Source organism: Methylobacter tundripaludum SV96, from assembly GCF_000190755.2.
Lineage (GTDB): Bacteria > Pseudomonadota > Gammaproteobacteria > Methylococcales > Methylomonadaceae > Methylobacter_A > Methylobacter_A tundripaludum.
The window spans coordinates 432,466-448,226 of record NZ_JH109152.1 but is presented as its reverse complement, the minus strand read 5'-3'; the positions used below and the strand labels follow the sequence as shown (position 1 = coordinate 448,226).

General features: G+C 47.3%; 11 protein-coding genes. 7 read left to right on the top strand and 4 right to left on the bottom strand.

The window, feature by feature from the left end:
- Nucleotides 1-67 precede the first annotated feature (67 nt).
- A complete protein-coding gene (gene cysS / locus METTU_RS02000; RefSeq protein ID WP_040579862.1) occupies nucleotides 68-1,456 on the bottom strand; it encodes a cysteine--tRNA ligase in 1,389 nt (462 codons plus the stop codon).
- Nucleotides 1,457-1,609: 153 nt separating this feature from the next.
- Between cysS and METTU_RS01995 the strand changes: the two genes are divergently transcribed.
- The 4 genes from METTU_RS01995 (at nucleotide 1,610) to METTU_RS01980 (ending at nucleotide 6,232) form a co-directional block, all read left to right on the top strand.
- Nucleotides 1,610-2,191, top strand: a complete 582-nt coding sequence (locus tag METTU_RS01995; RefSeq protein WP_006889631.1) for a peptidylprolyl isomerase — start codon at nucleotides 1,610-1,612, stop codon at nucleotides 2,189-2,191.
- A 109-nt stretch (nucleotides 2,192-2,300) separates the two neighbouring features.
- A complete protein-coding gene (locus METTU_RS01990) occupies nucleotides 2,301-3,026 on the top strand; it encodes a UDP-2,3-diacylglucosamine diphosphatase (RefSeq protein ID WP_006889630.1) in 726 nt (241 codons plus the stop codon).
- 321 nt (nucleotides 3,027-3,347) lie between these two features.
- Nucleotides 3,348-5,204, top strand: a complete 1,857-nt coding sequence (locus tag METTU_RS01985) for a methanol/ethanol family PQQ-dependent dehydrogenase (protein WP_006889629.1) — start codon at nucleotides 3,348-3,350, stop codon at nucleotides 5,202-5,204.
- A 158-nt stretch (nucleotides 5,205-5,362) separates the two neighbouring features.
- The gene (locus tag METTU_RS01980; protein WP_006889628.1) at nucleotides 5,363-6,232 is read left to right on the top strand and encodes a quinoprotein dehydrogenase-associated putative ABC transporter substrate-binding protein; all 870 of its coding nucleotides are present in this window, start codon (nucleotides 5,363-5,365) and stop codon (nucleotides 6,230-6,232) included.
- Between the two features lie 48 nt (nucleotides 6,233-6,280).
- Here the strand turns inward: METTU_RS01980 and malQ are convergent, their stop codons facing one another.
- The 3 genes from malQ to glgC form a co-directional block, all read right to left on the bottom strand.
- Nucleotides 6,281-7,750, bottom strand: coding sequence for a 4-alpha-glucanotransferase (gene malQ, locus METTU_RS01975; RefSeq protein WP_006889627.1), 1,470 nt, complete (start codon nucleotides 7,748-7,750; stop codon nucleotides 6,281-6,283).
- A 77-nt stretch (nucleotides 7,751-7,827) separates the two neighbouring features.
- A complete protein-coding gene (locus METTU_RS01970; protein WP_006889626.1) occupies nucleotides 7,828-9,522 on the bottom strand; it encodes a glycoside hydrolase family 57 protein in 1,695 nt (564 codons plus the stop codon).
- Nucleotides 9,512-10,792, bottom strand: a complete 1,281-nt coding sequence (gene glgC / locus METTU_RS01965) for a glucose-1-phosphate adenylyltransferase (protein ID WP_006889625.1) — start codon at nucleotides 10,790-10,792, stop codon at nucleotides 9,512-9,514. Before glgC ends, METTU_RS01970 begins: the two co-directional genes overlap by 11 nt.
- A 91-nt stretch (nucleotides 10,793-10,883) precedes the next feature.
- On the opposite strand from glgC, the gene glgB reads away from it, so the two are divergent.
- The 3 genes from glgB (at nucleotide 10,884) to METTU_RS01950 (ending at nucleotide 15,761) form a co-directional block, all read left to right on the top strand.
- The gene (glgB, locus tag METTU_RS01960) at nucleotides 10,884-13,058 is read left to right on the top strand and encodes a 1,4-alpha-glucan branching protein GlgB (RefSeq protein ID WP_006889624.1); all 2,175 of its coding nucleotides are present in this window, start codon (nucleotides 10,884-10,886) and stop codon (nucleotides 13,056-13,058) included.
- A gap of 230 nt (nucleotides 13,059-13,288) precedes the next feature.
- Entirely contained in the window at nucleotides 13,289-14,722 is a 1,434-nt protein-coding gene (glgA, locus tag METTU_RS01955) for a glycogen synthase GlgA (protein ID WP_006889623.1), read from the top strand.
- Between the two features lie 268 nt (nucleotides 14,723-14,990).
- The gene (locus METTU_RS01950) at nucleotides 14,991-15,761 is read left to right on the top strand and encodes a polysaccharide deacetylase family protein (RefSeq protein ID WP_006889622.1); all 771 of its coding nucleotides are present in this window, start codon (nucleotides 14,991-14,993) and stop codon (nucleotides 15,759-15,761) included.

The following is a 15,761-nucleotide window of genomic DNA, read 5'->3' as shown; positions in this document are numbered from 1 at the left end:
GATATTTTTTACAACTTAACATTGCACCTTTTCCATGACTCCCGTGGAAATTCCGCTATTCAACCGATTATTCGCGCCGCCAGCTGGTTGTGCCGTCGGGCGAATCCTCCAGAATCACGCCCTGCTCTTTCAGGTCGTTACGTATTTTATCGGCCAATGCCCAATCCTTGGCTTTTTTTGCATCCAGACGTGCCTGGATTTGTTGCTCGACTGTTTCTTCCCCAAGTACAGCAGCATCCCCGCTACCTTTAAGAAAAGCATCTGGATCATCCTGTAAAATTCCCAGCAAGCCGCTTAAATATTTCAACGTAGCCGCCAAGGCGCAAGCTTTCTGCTGATCTAATTCTTTGGCTTTATTCAGGTCTCTGGCTAAATCAAATAACACTGCCAATGCGACCGGCGTATTAAAGTCATCATCCATCGCCTGTTCAAAACGGGTTTTATAAGCTTCCTCAATCGCCGCCTCGGCTGTAGTTTCCACGCCTCGCAGGGCGGTATAAAGGCGCGTTAAAGCCGCTTTGGCGTCATTGAGCTGTTCATCGGAATAATTCAACGGACTGCGGTAATGGCTTGAAAGAATAAAAAAGCGAATGATCTCCGGTTTATACTGATTCAACACTTCACGCACGGTAAAGAAATTACCCAACGACTTGGACATTTTTTCATCGTCAACGCGTACAAAACCGTTGTGCATCCATACATTAACAAATTTCTCGCCGGTCGCGCCTTCCGACTGGGCAATCTCATTTTCATGGTGCGGAAACTGCAAATCCATGCCGCCGCCATGGATGTCGAAATGATTGCCCAAGCAACAGGTAGACATCGCCGAACACTCAATATGCCAGCCAGGACGGCCCAAGCCCCACGGCGAGTCCCAGGCAGGCTCGTTAGCCTTAGCCATCTTCCACAGCACAAAATCCATCGGGTTGCGCTTTGCCAGGTCCACATCAACGCGCTCACCGGCCTGTAAATCGTCCAGGTTTTTGCCCGATAACCGGCCGTAATCTTTAAACTTTGTCACCGCATAAAACACATCGCCATTGCTGCCGACATAAGCGAGGTCTTTGTCCACCAGGGTTTTAATCATTGAGATAATATCAGCGATGGACTGCGTTGCCCTCGGCTCAAGGTCGGGCGGCAAAACGGCCAGCGCCCGCTCATCCTCGTGCATCGCGTCAATAAACCGCTCAGTCAATTTGCCGTAGTCTTCGCCGTTTTCGATGGCGCGCTGAATGATTTTGTCGTCAATATCGGTAATGTTGCGCACATAGGTCAATTCATAACCCTGGTGGCGAAAATAACGCGCAACCGTATCGAACACCACCATGACCCGCGCATGCCCGATATGACAGTAATCGTAAACCGTCATGCCGCAGACATACATGCCGACTTTACCCGCGACACGCGGCTGAAACGGTTCTTTTTTTCGGGTCAGGGTGTTATATATTTTCAACATGTCATTAAATAATTCAGTTAGGCAACGTTTTCCATTGCCGATAAGTCGAGGCAGCAGGTTAAACAAAGCTGTACAATCTACCAAGCACATGCTTCTCTTTCAAGACAAAAACACTTAAAATTTGTTCTTTGCATCACTCTATAAGGAAAAACAATGCGTGCTTTCATTTTCTCCATGATGCTGCTTTTAACCACAACACTCTCATTTGCAACGGAAAACAAAATGTCTGATACACCATCAAAAGTTAAATTAACAACCTCGCTGGGTGAAATTATTATTCAGTTGAATCATGAAAAAGCGCCTATTTCATCGGCAAATTTTTTAACTTACGTTAATGAAGGCTTTTTCAACAACACCATTTTCCATCGCGTCATCCCCGGATTTATGGCGCAAGGCGGCGGCTTTGATACTGACTTTAACCAAAAAGCGGTTCATGCCCCTATCAAAAACGAAGCCGATAACGGCTTGCCAAACAAACGCGGCTCTATAGCCATGGCGCGCACCAATGTGCCTGATTCGGCAACGGCCCAGTTTTTTATCAACTATAAAGATAACGCCTCGCTGAACCATACCAGCCCAACGCCAAGCGGCTGGGGCTATGCGGTATTCGGCGAAGTCATTGAAGGCATGGATGTTGTCGATGCCATGGCTAAACAACCCACCGGCAACCGCGGCGGGCATCAGGACGTGCCTAAAACAGACATCATCGTAGAAAAAGCTGAAGTTATACAATAGACGAAAGGCGCAAGGCTAAGGGCGAAAGAATCGATCGCGCCCTTAGCCCTTAGCCCTTAGCCCTTAGCCCTTAGCCCTTAGCCCTTAGCCCTTAGTCTTTCACTCGCCCTTGAATCAAGAAATCCTGTTCATCTCAGACCTGCATATTTCCCTGGAAAAACCTGAAATCACCCGTCGGTTTCTTTCATTCCTGAGCGATAGAGCCCCCAAAGCCGCCGCCGTTTATATACTGGGCGATCTTTTCGATGCGTGGATAGGCGACGATGATCCTACTCCCCCCAACAATACAATCCGAAAGCAGCTTAAGCAACTGACCGGTTCGGGTACACCGGTTTATTTACAGCAAGGCAACCGCGATTTTCTGCTGGGCAAACAATTTTCCGAAGATACCGGCGTAACGCTTATCGATGAGTATGCTGTCATCGATTTGCATGGCACGCCGACGCTGCTCACACACGGCGATTTACTGTGTACCGATGACTTGCCCTATCAGGCATTTCGCGCCCAATCGCATACCCCTGAATGGCAACAAGCCGTGCTGTCCAAACCCTTACTTTTGCGCTTGCTGGCTGCGCGCTGGTATCGCGTCCGTAGTTATTTCCACAAACGCAAAAAATCCCAGGACATTATGGATGTTAACCAGGACACGGTCGTTAACACCATGCGTGAACGGCACTGCCTGCGCTTGATCCACGGGCATACCCACCGCCCTGCCATCCATAACTTTAAAATAGACGACCAAACTGCCCAGCGTTTTGTACTTGCCGCATGGAGCAAGACTGCAGCCGAAGTATTATGCTGGGATAGCAACGGTTACCGAGTTGAAGCCCTGTGATTTATCCATTCGTTTTTCAGTAGCAAAAAGTTAAATTTATACTCAACCCCCTTCATTTCAATCAGCCGCATCTGAAACGAAATATCTTAAAAATCTTAAATCGCTCTTAAACACCCTGAGTTTTATCAAAACGTTACAGGAAATCGTTTTACACCAAAGCCTATAAAAGTTGACTTTTGGGGCAAAATCATTAAATTTAGGCTCCTAGAGTGAAAATTTCCTGTATCCATGGAACATGAAAACCACCCTAAAAACTAATATTAGTCATAAAAACATAATCACTATTCTGTCAAATTAACAGAATACCAGGAGAAATATAATATGAAGAAGCCTTTGAAAAGTTGGCTGCTTGCTTCCAGTGTGGCTGCTTTATTAGCTGCACCAGCAGTTTCAACTGCTAACAGCGATGTTGAGAAACTCACCCAAAACCCAGCCAACTGGGCGACTTGGGGTGGTGATTACGCAGGTACTCGTTACAGTAAACTAAGTGAAATCAACGCCACTAACGTAAAGAATCTGCAACCAGCCTGGTCTTTTTCTACAGGCGTCTTGCGTGGACACGAAGGCGGTCCGTTGGTTGTTAATGATGTTCTTTACATTCACACACCATTTCCTAACACTGTTTACGCAATTGACCAAAAAACTCAATCTGTAATCTGGGAATTCACGCCAACACAAGATGCTGATGTGACTATTCCTGTTATGTGTTGCGATACTGTCAACCGTGGTTTGGCTTATGGTGACGGCAAAATCTTCTTGCAACAATCCGATACCGTTTTAACTGCGTTAGATGCTAAAACCGGTAAACGCGTATGGAGCGTACAAAACGGCGACCCTAAATTGGGCATGACCAACACAGCCGCTCCATTAGTTGTTAAAGATAAAGTTTTAACTGGTATTTCCGGTGGTGAATTTGGTGTTCGCGGTTTCTTAGCGGCTTATGACATCAATACTGGCGAGTTGGCTTGGAAAGGCTACAGCATGGGTCCTGATAAAGACACCCTGATTGACGCCAAGAAAACAACTACCTGGAAAGACGGCAAAGTCACTCCAGTTGGCGAAAACTCAAGCTTAAGCACTTGGGAAGGCGACCAATGGAAAATCGGCGGCGGTACTACTTGGGGCTGGACCAGTTACGACCCTAAATTGAACCTGATCTATTACGGATCCGGCAACCCATCTACTTGGAACCCTGTACAACGTCCAGGCGACAACAAGTGGTCTATGTCATTGTGGGCACGTGACGCTGACACCGGTGCTGTTAAATGGGTTTACCAAATGACTCCGCACGACGAGTGGGATTTTGACGGTATCAACGAAACTGTCCTGGTTGACCAAGACGTTAAAGGCAAAATGCACAAAACTATCGTGCATTTCGACCGTAACGGTTTTGGCTACACTTTAGATCGTGAAACCGGTGAACTGCTTGTTGCTGAAAAATTCGACAAATCAGTTAACTGGGCAACTCATGTCGACATGAACACCGGTCGTCCACAAGTTGTAGCTAAGTACAGTACTCAGCAAAACGGCGAAGACGTTAACACAAAAGGCGTTTGCCCTGCGGCGTTAGGAAGTAAAAACCAACAACCGGTTTCTTACTCTCCACAAACCGGCTTGTTCTACATCTCCGGTAACCACTTGTGCATGGACTACGAACCATTCGAAGTTTCATACACAGCGGGCCAACCTTACGTTGGTGCTACATTAACTATGATGCCTGCCGGCGCTGATGTATTGACTGGTAAACCGGACAATTCAACTAACCTGGGTCAGTTCACAGCTTACGACGCAAAAACAGGCAAAATCGCCTGGTCTAACAAAGAACAATTCTCTGTTTGGTCCGGTTCTGTTGCAACTGCGGGCGGCGTAGTATTCTACGGTACTCTGGAAGGCTATCTGAAAGCGGTTGATGCTAAAACAGGTAAAGAACTGTACAAATTCAAAACACCTTCCGGCATCATCGGCAACGTTAATACTTGGGAATATAACGGCAAGCAATATGTTGGCGTTCTTTCCGGTATCGGCGGTTGGGCTGGTATCGGTATCGCTGCCGGTCTTGACAGCGGTGAAGAAGGTTCAAACTCAGAAGGTTTGGGAGCGGTTGGCGCGTACAGAAGCCTAAGCTCTTACACTAAACTGGGCGGTACATTAACTGTATTCGCATTACCCAGTAACTAAATCGATCTGATTTTTTAGATTGTATTAAAAGCCCTGGTTGATTTATCAACCAGGGCTTTTTTTTTGCCCTTTATGCAGTAAACTATTGTCCGGCAATCGCTCTACCTCCTGCATCCCTGCAGTAGTCCTTATCGTTTGATATACCCAAGGAGATTTTAATGAGGCCCTTACCTCAATACACGACATGCTTCGCCATCCTGTTTCTGGCTGCATGCAGCTTTGCTGCCTCGGCAGAAGAAAAATTCAAGGTCTGTGCAGACCCGCTGAACCCACCTTATTCCACAAAAAACAAAGACGGCTTTGAAAACAAAATCGCCGAACTGTTTGCCAAAGAACTGGGACAGACCATTGAGTATTACTGGCTTCCCCAACGAATCGGTTTTATCCGCAACAGCTTAAATGCACCGTTAAAAGACAGCGATGTGGAAAGCAACGAATATAAATGCGACGTGATTATGGGCGTTCCGGCAGGTTACGACCTCACCTTAACAACCGCACCCTACTACCAATCGACTTATGTACTTTTGATCGCCAAAGGACGCGGCTGGGACGATATTACCGATGCGGCCCAATTAGTCGACCTACCTTTGCAAAGACAAGAATCATTAAAAATTGCGATGTTTGACCGCGGCCCAGGCACAACCTGGATGCAAAAAAACGGACTACTCGACGTGGGCATCCCCTATCAATCGATGTCAGGCGACGGTGAAAATAATGTGGCGATGCAGATAGAAAAAGATCTTAAAGCGAAGAAAATTGATATGGTTATTCTGTGGGGGCCTATGGCGGGATATGTCGCCGCGCAAAGCCCAAAAAACAGTTACTCAATGATTCCGATGAAATCGACTCCTGACATGAAATTTGATTTTGCTATGGCGATGGGCGTTCGTAATGGCGACAAAGCAAGGAAAGAAACCCTTAACAAGCTGATAGCGGCCAAAGCAGACGCGATTCGCTCCATCATAGCCGGTTACCATATCCCTTTGCTGCCACTGCCTAAACAAGCTATTCGCGAAGACAACGATTAATCTTAACGGCTCTCATCCAGGGCGACCGCCCGGTCGCCCTACAAGGCATTATTTACGATTAAACAATCCAACCAGATACGCAAATCTGACCGACCGCTCATGTGACAATTGATTCCACTGAAAGCGCCACTTCCAGTTACCCACCGTCGTACCGGGAGTATTCATTCGATGCTCAGAACCCAGCTCCAAAATATCCTGCATCGGAATTACCGCAAGATTTGCAACCGATGCCAATGCGGCATGGATTAGCGCACAATGCAATGGCATTGCCGGATTGCCGAGATAATTGTAAATGTAGTTTCTCTCATCATTGCTAATGCCCTGCAACCAACCCAAAGTCGTGTCATTGTCATGAGTACCGGTATAAACAACGCAGTTTTTTTCATAATTGTCAGGTAAATAAGGATTATTAGGGCCGCCGCCAAATGCAAACTGCAAAATCTTCATACCGGGCAAATCAAACTCATCCCTTAACGCTTCGACTTCAGGCGTAATAATGCCCAGATCTTCAGCAACCAGCGAAATCAACCCATGTTCTGCGTTTATTGCATTCAATAATGCCTTGCCTGGCGCCTTAACCCATAATCCATTAATTGCAGTATCTTCATTTGCCGGTATTTCCCAAGCCGCTTCAAGTCCCCGGAAATGATCGATCCGGATAATATCGAACATCTCAAGCTGGGTTTTCATCCTTTCAACCCACCAATGAAATCCGGTTTTCTTCAAGTAATTCCAGTTATAGTGCGGATTGCCCCAGCGCTGCCCTGTTTCAGAAAAATAATCGGGCGGCACCCCCGTCACGACCGGCATTTCACCTGATTCATCGAGCTTAAAAACATCGCGATGAGCCCAGACATCAGAGCTGTCGTAAGATACGAAAATAGGAATATCGCCAAACAAAAACACGCCATACCGGTTGGCATAAGCTTTCAATTCCAGCCATTGCTGAAAAAACACATATTGCTCAAATTTAATACATGCAATTTGTGATTTTAACCGGCGCCGCGCCTCTTTTATTGCTTTTGCATCCCTTTCCTTAAAATGCTCGGGCCATTGATTCCAACATTGTTGATTAAACTCAACTCTAAGAGCCATAAATAAAGCAAAATCATCAAGCCAAAATGCTTTTTCCTGGCAAAAGTGCGCAAAACTATCCTCATCCTGTGGTTCGGCGCGCGCCAAAAAACCATCATAGGCCTTTGCCACCAGACACCTAACGGCGCAGTCACCGGCACATTCTTCACATTTTTCAGAGCGCTGCAGCCAACCCTTCTTCACCAACCCATCAATGTTAATTAATTCAGGATTACCGGCATGAGCAGACAGGCACTGATAAGGGGAACCATCCGCATGGGTCATGCCTAAAGGCAAAACCTGCCATACGCTAACCCCGGAATCATGCAGGAATTTCACGAAATGATAAGCTTCCTGCCCTAAATTGCCTTGTCTACCCGCACCCGGTAGCGATGTAATATGCAACAGAATTCCGGCGCGACGTTTATTTAAGATGTCATTCACACTTAGTGATCTCTCGTTTATGTTTTCAGTTGTTAGTTTTTATTAAATGCGGAGGACTAAATACTAATAATCATCAATTATGTAAGTTCGACGCCTGGGCGCATTGCGCCACCCATAGCCGGAGCACCGGATCCCTGCGTAAATGACATCGCCAAATAAGCGGGCGGCTCTTCGCCCAGCAGTCTATACAGATTAGCCAAATTAAGCCGAAATTGTTTTTCAAAGTTACTGACCGCTTCACCGGGATTATAATCACCAAACCACCAAAACCAGTCGGAACCTTCACAGACGGCCAGCTGAAGCTCAGCCTGTTGTATTTGTTTATCCGTTAATCTGCCGACCGAAATCACCTTGTCAAATGTCCATTTGGCATCGCCGAGCATGTCCCAGCCGCGATTCTTGTCCGCATCGCCTATCCAGGTCGAAAAAGTACCGTAGACCCAGCTGCCCGCAACCATTTTCACCAGTGGTTTAACATCTACCTTATTTTGCAAACATTCCGAAAAAGTCGTTAGTTCAATATGCGGATGGCTGGCCAGTCGTTGATACAAGGCGCTGAGAAAGTAATACCCGTTAGCGGGGTAATATTCCCAGGCATTCTCACCATCCATGATGATTGAAACCACCTTGTCGCCGGACTCATGTACAGCGATATTTTCGAGATGATGGATCAAATCGCCGACAGCATCATCGGCATGCCATTTTGAATACTCAAAACCGATAAGGTCGGATAGGCCGTCATCACGAAAAAAACAGGCTATATCGGTTTCCTGAAGTTTAAAAGGATGATGAATTCCTGGCTTTTTGCCGTTCTCAGGAAGATTCAAACTATTATGCAGCACAGAACCGCCGCTTGCGGTCCAGTCAAAGCCGAAATCACCCAATATTTTTAGTGTCTGACCGCTAACACCGCCTTCCGAAGGCCAGCATCCCTTAGGTTTAAAGCCGAATAATCGCTTAAAAGTCTGCACCCCCTTGTCAAGATGCCACTTTACGCGCTCTTCTCCGCCCGGATAGGTATCCAACTCCGGCAAAGGAGCATCAGGCATAGCCTCACAGGTAGAATTCAAATCCAGCAAAAGCGGCATGATTGGATGGGCGTAAGGCGTCACTGAAAGCTCAACCTGCCCTTTTCTGGCTAATGCCTTATATCGACAAATAACACTGGTCAATTGCTCGGCAATGACCTCTATAATTTCGATCCTGTCGTGTAACGTATAACCGGAGCCTTTCTCTATCAGGCGTTTTATTCGGCTATCCGTTAACTTTATTGTTTCTCCCATCCAAATCAGATGATACCAAGCCAGAACATCACTGATAAATTGAGAGTTGACATAGGTTAAGGAATCGTAGTGATGTTCAAGCCAATCGGCCATCTCAATCAATCTCTTGAACGTCGGATAACGGTCTATTTGCCTTTCCCTGTTCGCTCGCATACAGTCTTTAACTAGTCTCATCCGTTCTTCAGGATCTGCCGGGATACTGGGATCAACCAGTGCCGCCAACAAAGGATCGGTAATCGAAATGCGATCATGCAAATAGCCGTTGACTTGCCTGGCATATTCCTCAATTTGCTCCAGTAGTATAGGCGCAAAATTCACGACCGCCTTAGCCTTAGGCACCGCTTCCAGATGCGCCACCATGTCTACATAGTCTTTAATAACATGTAGATACGTCCATGGCAGCTTAAATTCTCCTGTTTGCAAATCCCTGTATTCCGGCTGATGCATATGCCAGCACAAAACTAATTTCAATTTCCTTTTATCTGACATAGTGTCTTTTTTGCCCCAGCATATCAGGCGTAACCAAAACGACTCCGCCAGGACTCACATGAAATCTCTTCTCGTCTTCCGCTCTATTTTCACCAATCACCGTGCCTTCCGGAATTTCACAGCCTTTTTCTATAATCGCCTTGGTAATGCGGCAATGACGACCGATATTAACTTCCGGCAAAACGATAGTATCTTGCAACGTCGTGTACGAATTAACGCGGACATTCGAAAATAACAGGGAATGCCTGACTTTCGCTCCGGAAATCACACAGCCTCCTGAAACCATGGAGTCTACTGCCAGACCGCGTCTTTTATCGCTATCAAAAACAAATTTGGCCGGAGGCGTTTGCGCCTGATAAGTCCATATAGGCCAGGTCTTATCATATAAATTCAAATCCGGTTTTACGCCAATCAATTCCATATTGGCAGACCAGTACGCATCAATGGTACCTACATCGCGCCAGTAACTTTGTTCCCCGCTTTGTAAATCCAGAAAAGGATAAGCATTGACGATATATTTATCGATAACGGCGGGAATAATGTCTTTACCGAAATCACGGGTTGAACCTTTGGTGTCGGCATCTTTCAGTAATTGTTCAAACAGAAAAGCGGCATTAAAAATATAAATCCCCATGGAGGCCAATGCCGTGTCGGTTCTGCCCGGCATAAGCGGGGGATGCTCAGGCTTTTCTACAAAAGCCTTGACGCGCCGATTGCTGTCAACATCCATGACACCAAAAGCCGTTGCATCCTGTAGCGAGACTTCTATACAGCCTATCGTTAAATCGGCATTTTTTTCAACATGATCGGCAAGCATCGCGCCGTAGTCCATTTTATAAATATGATCGCCGGCCAGTACTAAAATATGTTCAGGATGGCGACTGCGCAAAATGTCGATATTCTGGAAAATGGCGTCAGCGGTCCCTTCATACCAGGAGTTCTCATCGTGCCGTTGCTGAGCCGGCATCAAGTCGACATATTCGCCAAATTCGCCGCGTAAAAACCCCCAGCCCTGCTGAATGTGCCTGATCAGTGAATCCGACTTGTATTGGGTCAAAACGCCTATCTTGCGTATACCGGAATTCATACAATTCGACAGCGGAAAATCGATGATCCGAAACTTGCCTCCAAAGGGCACAGCCGGCTTGGCGCGCCAATCGGTCATATTCATTAACCGTGAACCGCGACCACCGGCCAATATTAACGCAATGGTATTACGGGTTAAATGACTAATATTATGATCATGCTTTTGATTACTTGACGCTGACATTTTTCATCTCCATGTGGAATAGACTGACAACTCTTGATGTGTTTGGTAACATTCACCTAACTATTATTCCACTACGCCGAGGCTATTCATAGTGAAAAAGCAATCTAAAAACGCACTTGATTCCGATGCTCTAAAAATCATGGAAGCCAGACATCATGATCCTTTTTCAATTTTAGGTCGCCATCTCAAGAACAATCACATTCAAGTTAAGGTGTATCTGCCTTATGCAGAAACAGTGTGCTTTAGCCATAACGGCGCGGCTTTAAACCGGGTACCCGATACAGACTTTTTCGAATATAACGCCGAACATGAACAATTGCCAGAACATTATCAATTGTCCTGGGTAGACAAGAGCGGCTACAGCCACGAAAACCATGACCCGTATGATTTCGGCACTCAACTGCCGGAGTTCGACCAGCACTTATTCGGCGAAGGTAAACACTGGCATATTTATCAAAAACTGGGCGGACATCTGCACAAGGCCGATGGTATTGACGGGGTTTTGTTTACGATCTGGGCGCCCAATGCCGGACGAGTCAGCGTGGTGGGCGATTTTAATCACTGGGACGGACGTTGCAACCCAATGCGCAGCTTGGGCGGCAGCGGCATCTGGGAACTGTTCATACCGGATTTGCAAGCCGGCTGTTACTATAAATTCGAGATATTAAACCGCAACACCAACGAGGTTCTGTTAAAAACCGACCCTTACGGCCAGCAGTTTGAGTTCCGCCCCAATACCTCGTCCATTGTCGTCCATGAAAACAACTATGCTTGGCGGGATCAGCAATGGATGGGTGAGCGTGTCCGTCACAATTGGCTGCATGAACCCATGTCTATCTATGAGGTTCACCTGGGTTCCTGGCGACGCGATCATCTGGGCAACTTCCTCAATTATCGCGAACTGGCCGTGCAGCTGGTCGACTATGTCAAAGAGATGGGCTTCACCCATGTTGAATTATTGCCGGTGACCGAGCATCCGCTGGATGCCTCGTGGGGTTATCAAACCACCGGTTATTTTGCCCCGACCAGCCGTCACGGCACACCGGACGATTTTCGCTATTTTATCGACACCTGCCATCAAAACGGCATCGGCGTAATTCTGGACTGGGTGCCCGCGCATTTCCCCAAAGACAGCTTTGCGCTGGCCCGCTTCGACGGCAGCGCGCTTTATGAGCACGAAGATCCGCGCAAAGGCGAACACCGCGACTGGGGCACATTAATCTATAACTTTGGCCGCAATGAAGTTAAAAACTTCTTGCTGTCCAGCGCCATCTTTTGGCTGGAGGAATTCCATCTTGACGGCTTGCGTGTCGATGCCGTCGCCTCAATGCTGTATCTGGATTATTCCCGCAACGATAATGACTGGATTCCCAATATGTACGGCGGCAACGAGAATCTGGAAGCGATCGACTTTCTGAGAGAACTCAATTCTGTCACCCATCAACAGCATCCCGGCACCGTGATGATGGCTGAAGAATCCACGTCCTGGCCGCAAGTGACCCGTCCGACCTGGACCGGCGGCTTGGGCTTTTCGATGAAATGGAATATGGGCTGGATGCACGACACGCTGGCTTACATGAGCCAGGAGCCGATCCACCGCAAGTATCATCATGACCAGCTTACTTTCGGTATGCTCTATGCCTTTACCGAAAACTTCTGCCTGCCCTTTTCCCACGATGAAGTGGTCCATGGCAAAGGCTCGCTGGTCAGTAAAATGCCGGGGGATGAATGGCAGCGCTTCGCCAACCTTCGACTGCTTTACACCTTGATGTACACCTATCCCGGCAAAAAGCTGCTGTTTATGGGCTGCGAATTCGGTCAAGGCACCGAATGGAATTTCAACAAAGCCTTGGATTGGTATGTACTCGACTATCCGCATCACCAAGGCGTGCAAGCGCTGGTCAAAGACCTGAATCACCTTTATAAAAAACACCCGGCGTTATACCAGCATGATTTCGATCATCAGGGTTTTGACTGGATCGATTGCCATGATGTGCAACAATCCATCATCAGTTATCGACGCAAAACCGAGCATGAAGACTTGATTGTCGTGCTCAATTTTACCCCGGTAACCCGTGAGCAATACCGGATCGGCGTACCCTTGGCAGGCACTTATACGGAAATATTCAATTCCGACTCCGGCTACTACGACGGCAGTAATGTCGGCAACGGCGCCGCCTTGTCTGAACCTACCGCATGGATGAATCAACCTCACTCAATCAGCCTTAATTTACCGCCCTTGGGTGCCGTGATTTTGAAATTATAGGATTTTAGGCTAAAGGCAAAGGGCAAAAATAGCTTGCCTTTAGCCTTTAGCCTTTAGCCTTTAGCCTTTAGCCTTTAGCCTTTAGCCTTTAGCCTTTAGCCTTTAGCCTTTAGCCTTTAGCCTTTAGCCTTTAGCCTTTAGCCTTTAGCCTTGAAAATATCATCCGTATTCCGTGACACCCCCAACATCTGTTAGCAGTTACCATTTAATAAAAACCACATCCCAGGCACATGAAAAAAATACTTTTTGTCACCAGTGAAGCCCATCCGCTGATTAAAACCGGAGGCTTGGCTGATGTTTCCGGCAGCTTGCCCAAGGCGTTGTCGGAGCTGGGTGAAGATGTGCGCATTATCATGCCCAATTATCAGGCCATCAAAACAACCGAAGAAGTTCGCTACCTAAGCACCGTCTATGTCAATAATTATGCTGTGAACATTCTGGAAACCCGGCTGCCGGGTACCGGCGTCATCGTGTGGCTGGTTGATTGCCCGGAATTCTTTAATTTTCCCGGCAACCCCTATGTCGATGAACACGGCAAGCCCTGGGCGAACAGCGCTGAACGTTTCGCCCTGTTTTGCCGGGTCACGGTAGAAGTTGCGATGAACCGGAGCTGGCTGGATTGGAAACCCGACATCGTCCACTGCAACGACTGGCAAAGCGGGCTGGTACCGGCACTGCTGTCGCTGGAATACAGCCGCCCCGCTGTCGTTTTCACCATACACAACATGGCTTATCAGGGCATATTCCCAAGCTCAACTTATCTTTCTTTAAACTTGCCCGGCCAACTTTGGAATCCAAGCGGTATAGAATTCCATGACATGCTGTCATTTCTTAAAGGCGGCCTGATCTATTCCGACCGCATCACCACCGTAAGCCCGACCTATGCCAAGGAAATTCAAACCGCCGAGTTCGGCTATGGTCTGGAAGGCCTGCTAAGTCACCGAAAAGACTTCCTGAGCGGCATCATCAACGGCATCGACACCGACCACTGGAATCCGGAAACCGACACCAACATCAGCCAAACCTTTAATCGCTTTACGATACACAAAAAACTGCTTAATAAAGCAGCGCTACAGGAACAATTATCCCTGCCCGTTGACAAAAACATTCCCGTATTCGGGCTGATCAGTCGTTTGGTGGAACAAAAAGGCATCGACCTGATCTTGGAATGCCTCCCCGAGATGCTGACCCACCCGCTGCAATTTGTACTGCTCGGCAGCGGTAACAAAGGTTTTGAACAGCGCTTGCATAATTTTGCCGAAAGCCACCCCGATAAAATATCGATCACTATCGGTTATGACGAAACACTGGCGCATTTGATTGAAGCGGGCGCGGATATTTTCCTGATGCCATCGCGCTTTGAACCCTGCGGCTTAAACCAGATCTACAGCCAACGCTACGGCACCATTCCCGTCGTCAGAAAAACCGGAGGCTTGGCCGATACCGTTGTCGACACCCTTCCAGACTCGCTGAAAAACAACACCGCAACGGGCCTTGTTTTCAATGAAGCGACTCCCGGCGCCTTAATGGAAGTCATTAAACGCGCGCTTATCTTGTACAGCCATCCTAAAACCTGGAAACAGCTACAAACCAATGGCATGCAAAAAGACTACTCATGGAGTAAAAGCGCCAAACAATACATGACCTTGTACAGTCATCTGTAGCGGCAACCATACCATGCCCCATCAACTTAGGAACTGTTGAAATAACGTGAACGAGTTGCCAATAGCCGGAGTGCAGGCTTCGCCTGCAAACGCAAGCAAAGCTTGCACTCCGCCCACAAACTTACAGTGCGAGTCGTCCACATTATTTCATGCTCAATCCCTAAACATAAACCCACAAAAAACCAAGGCGGTAACCCACGGCCTTGGTTTGTCCCGTTAAGCCACGCTAACCTGATCCGCTCCCTTGCAAGATCAGCAAACATATCAAATGACATTTAAATCAACCCGCAACAGCTTCATCATTGCCATCAGCGTTGTTGGCTTGTTACACCTATCTTTTGGGATCAGCCTAGGGTGGCTGATATTGCCAGGCACAGTTTATCTGGCATTAATCATTTACGGTTCGGCGATCATTCAATCCAATTTCTTCGCCTACGCTTATTGTCATGCTAATGTCTCAGAAAAAGAAATTGCCCTGTCGTTTGACGATGGACCCAACCGGGAATACACCCCACAAGTACTCTCAACATTAGCGCAGCACAATGCACCGGCAACTTTTTTTGTCATCGGAAAAAACATCCAGGGCAATGAAAGCATTTTGAAACAAATCGATGCAGAAGGACACAGCATTGGCAACCACAGCTACACGCATTCTTTTTATGTGGATTTTAAGAACCTGCAAGGCTTCAAGAATGAACTAAACCAGACCGCAGAGAGCGTCTTTAAAGTCATCGGCAAACGCATGAAACTGTTCCGGCCGCCCTATGGAGTGACCACGCCCAATCTTGTAAAAGCCTCAAATAGTTTGAATTACAGCATCATCGGCTGGACCATCCGCTCGTTCGATACAACGTCCGACAGCGCACAAGTCATAACCCGGCGCGTACAGACACAAATAAAACCGGGCGCGATTATCCTGTTTCATGACACGTCGGATAAGACTATCCAGGTATTAAAACAAACGCTTAATTTTGCCAAAGAAAATGGCTATAAAATTGTCAGCGTGGAGCAGCTTTTGAAGATTGAAGCTTATGAATAA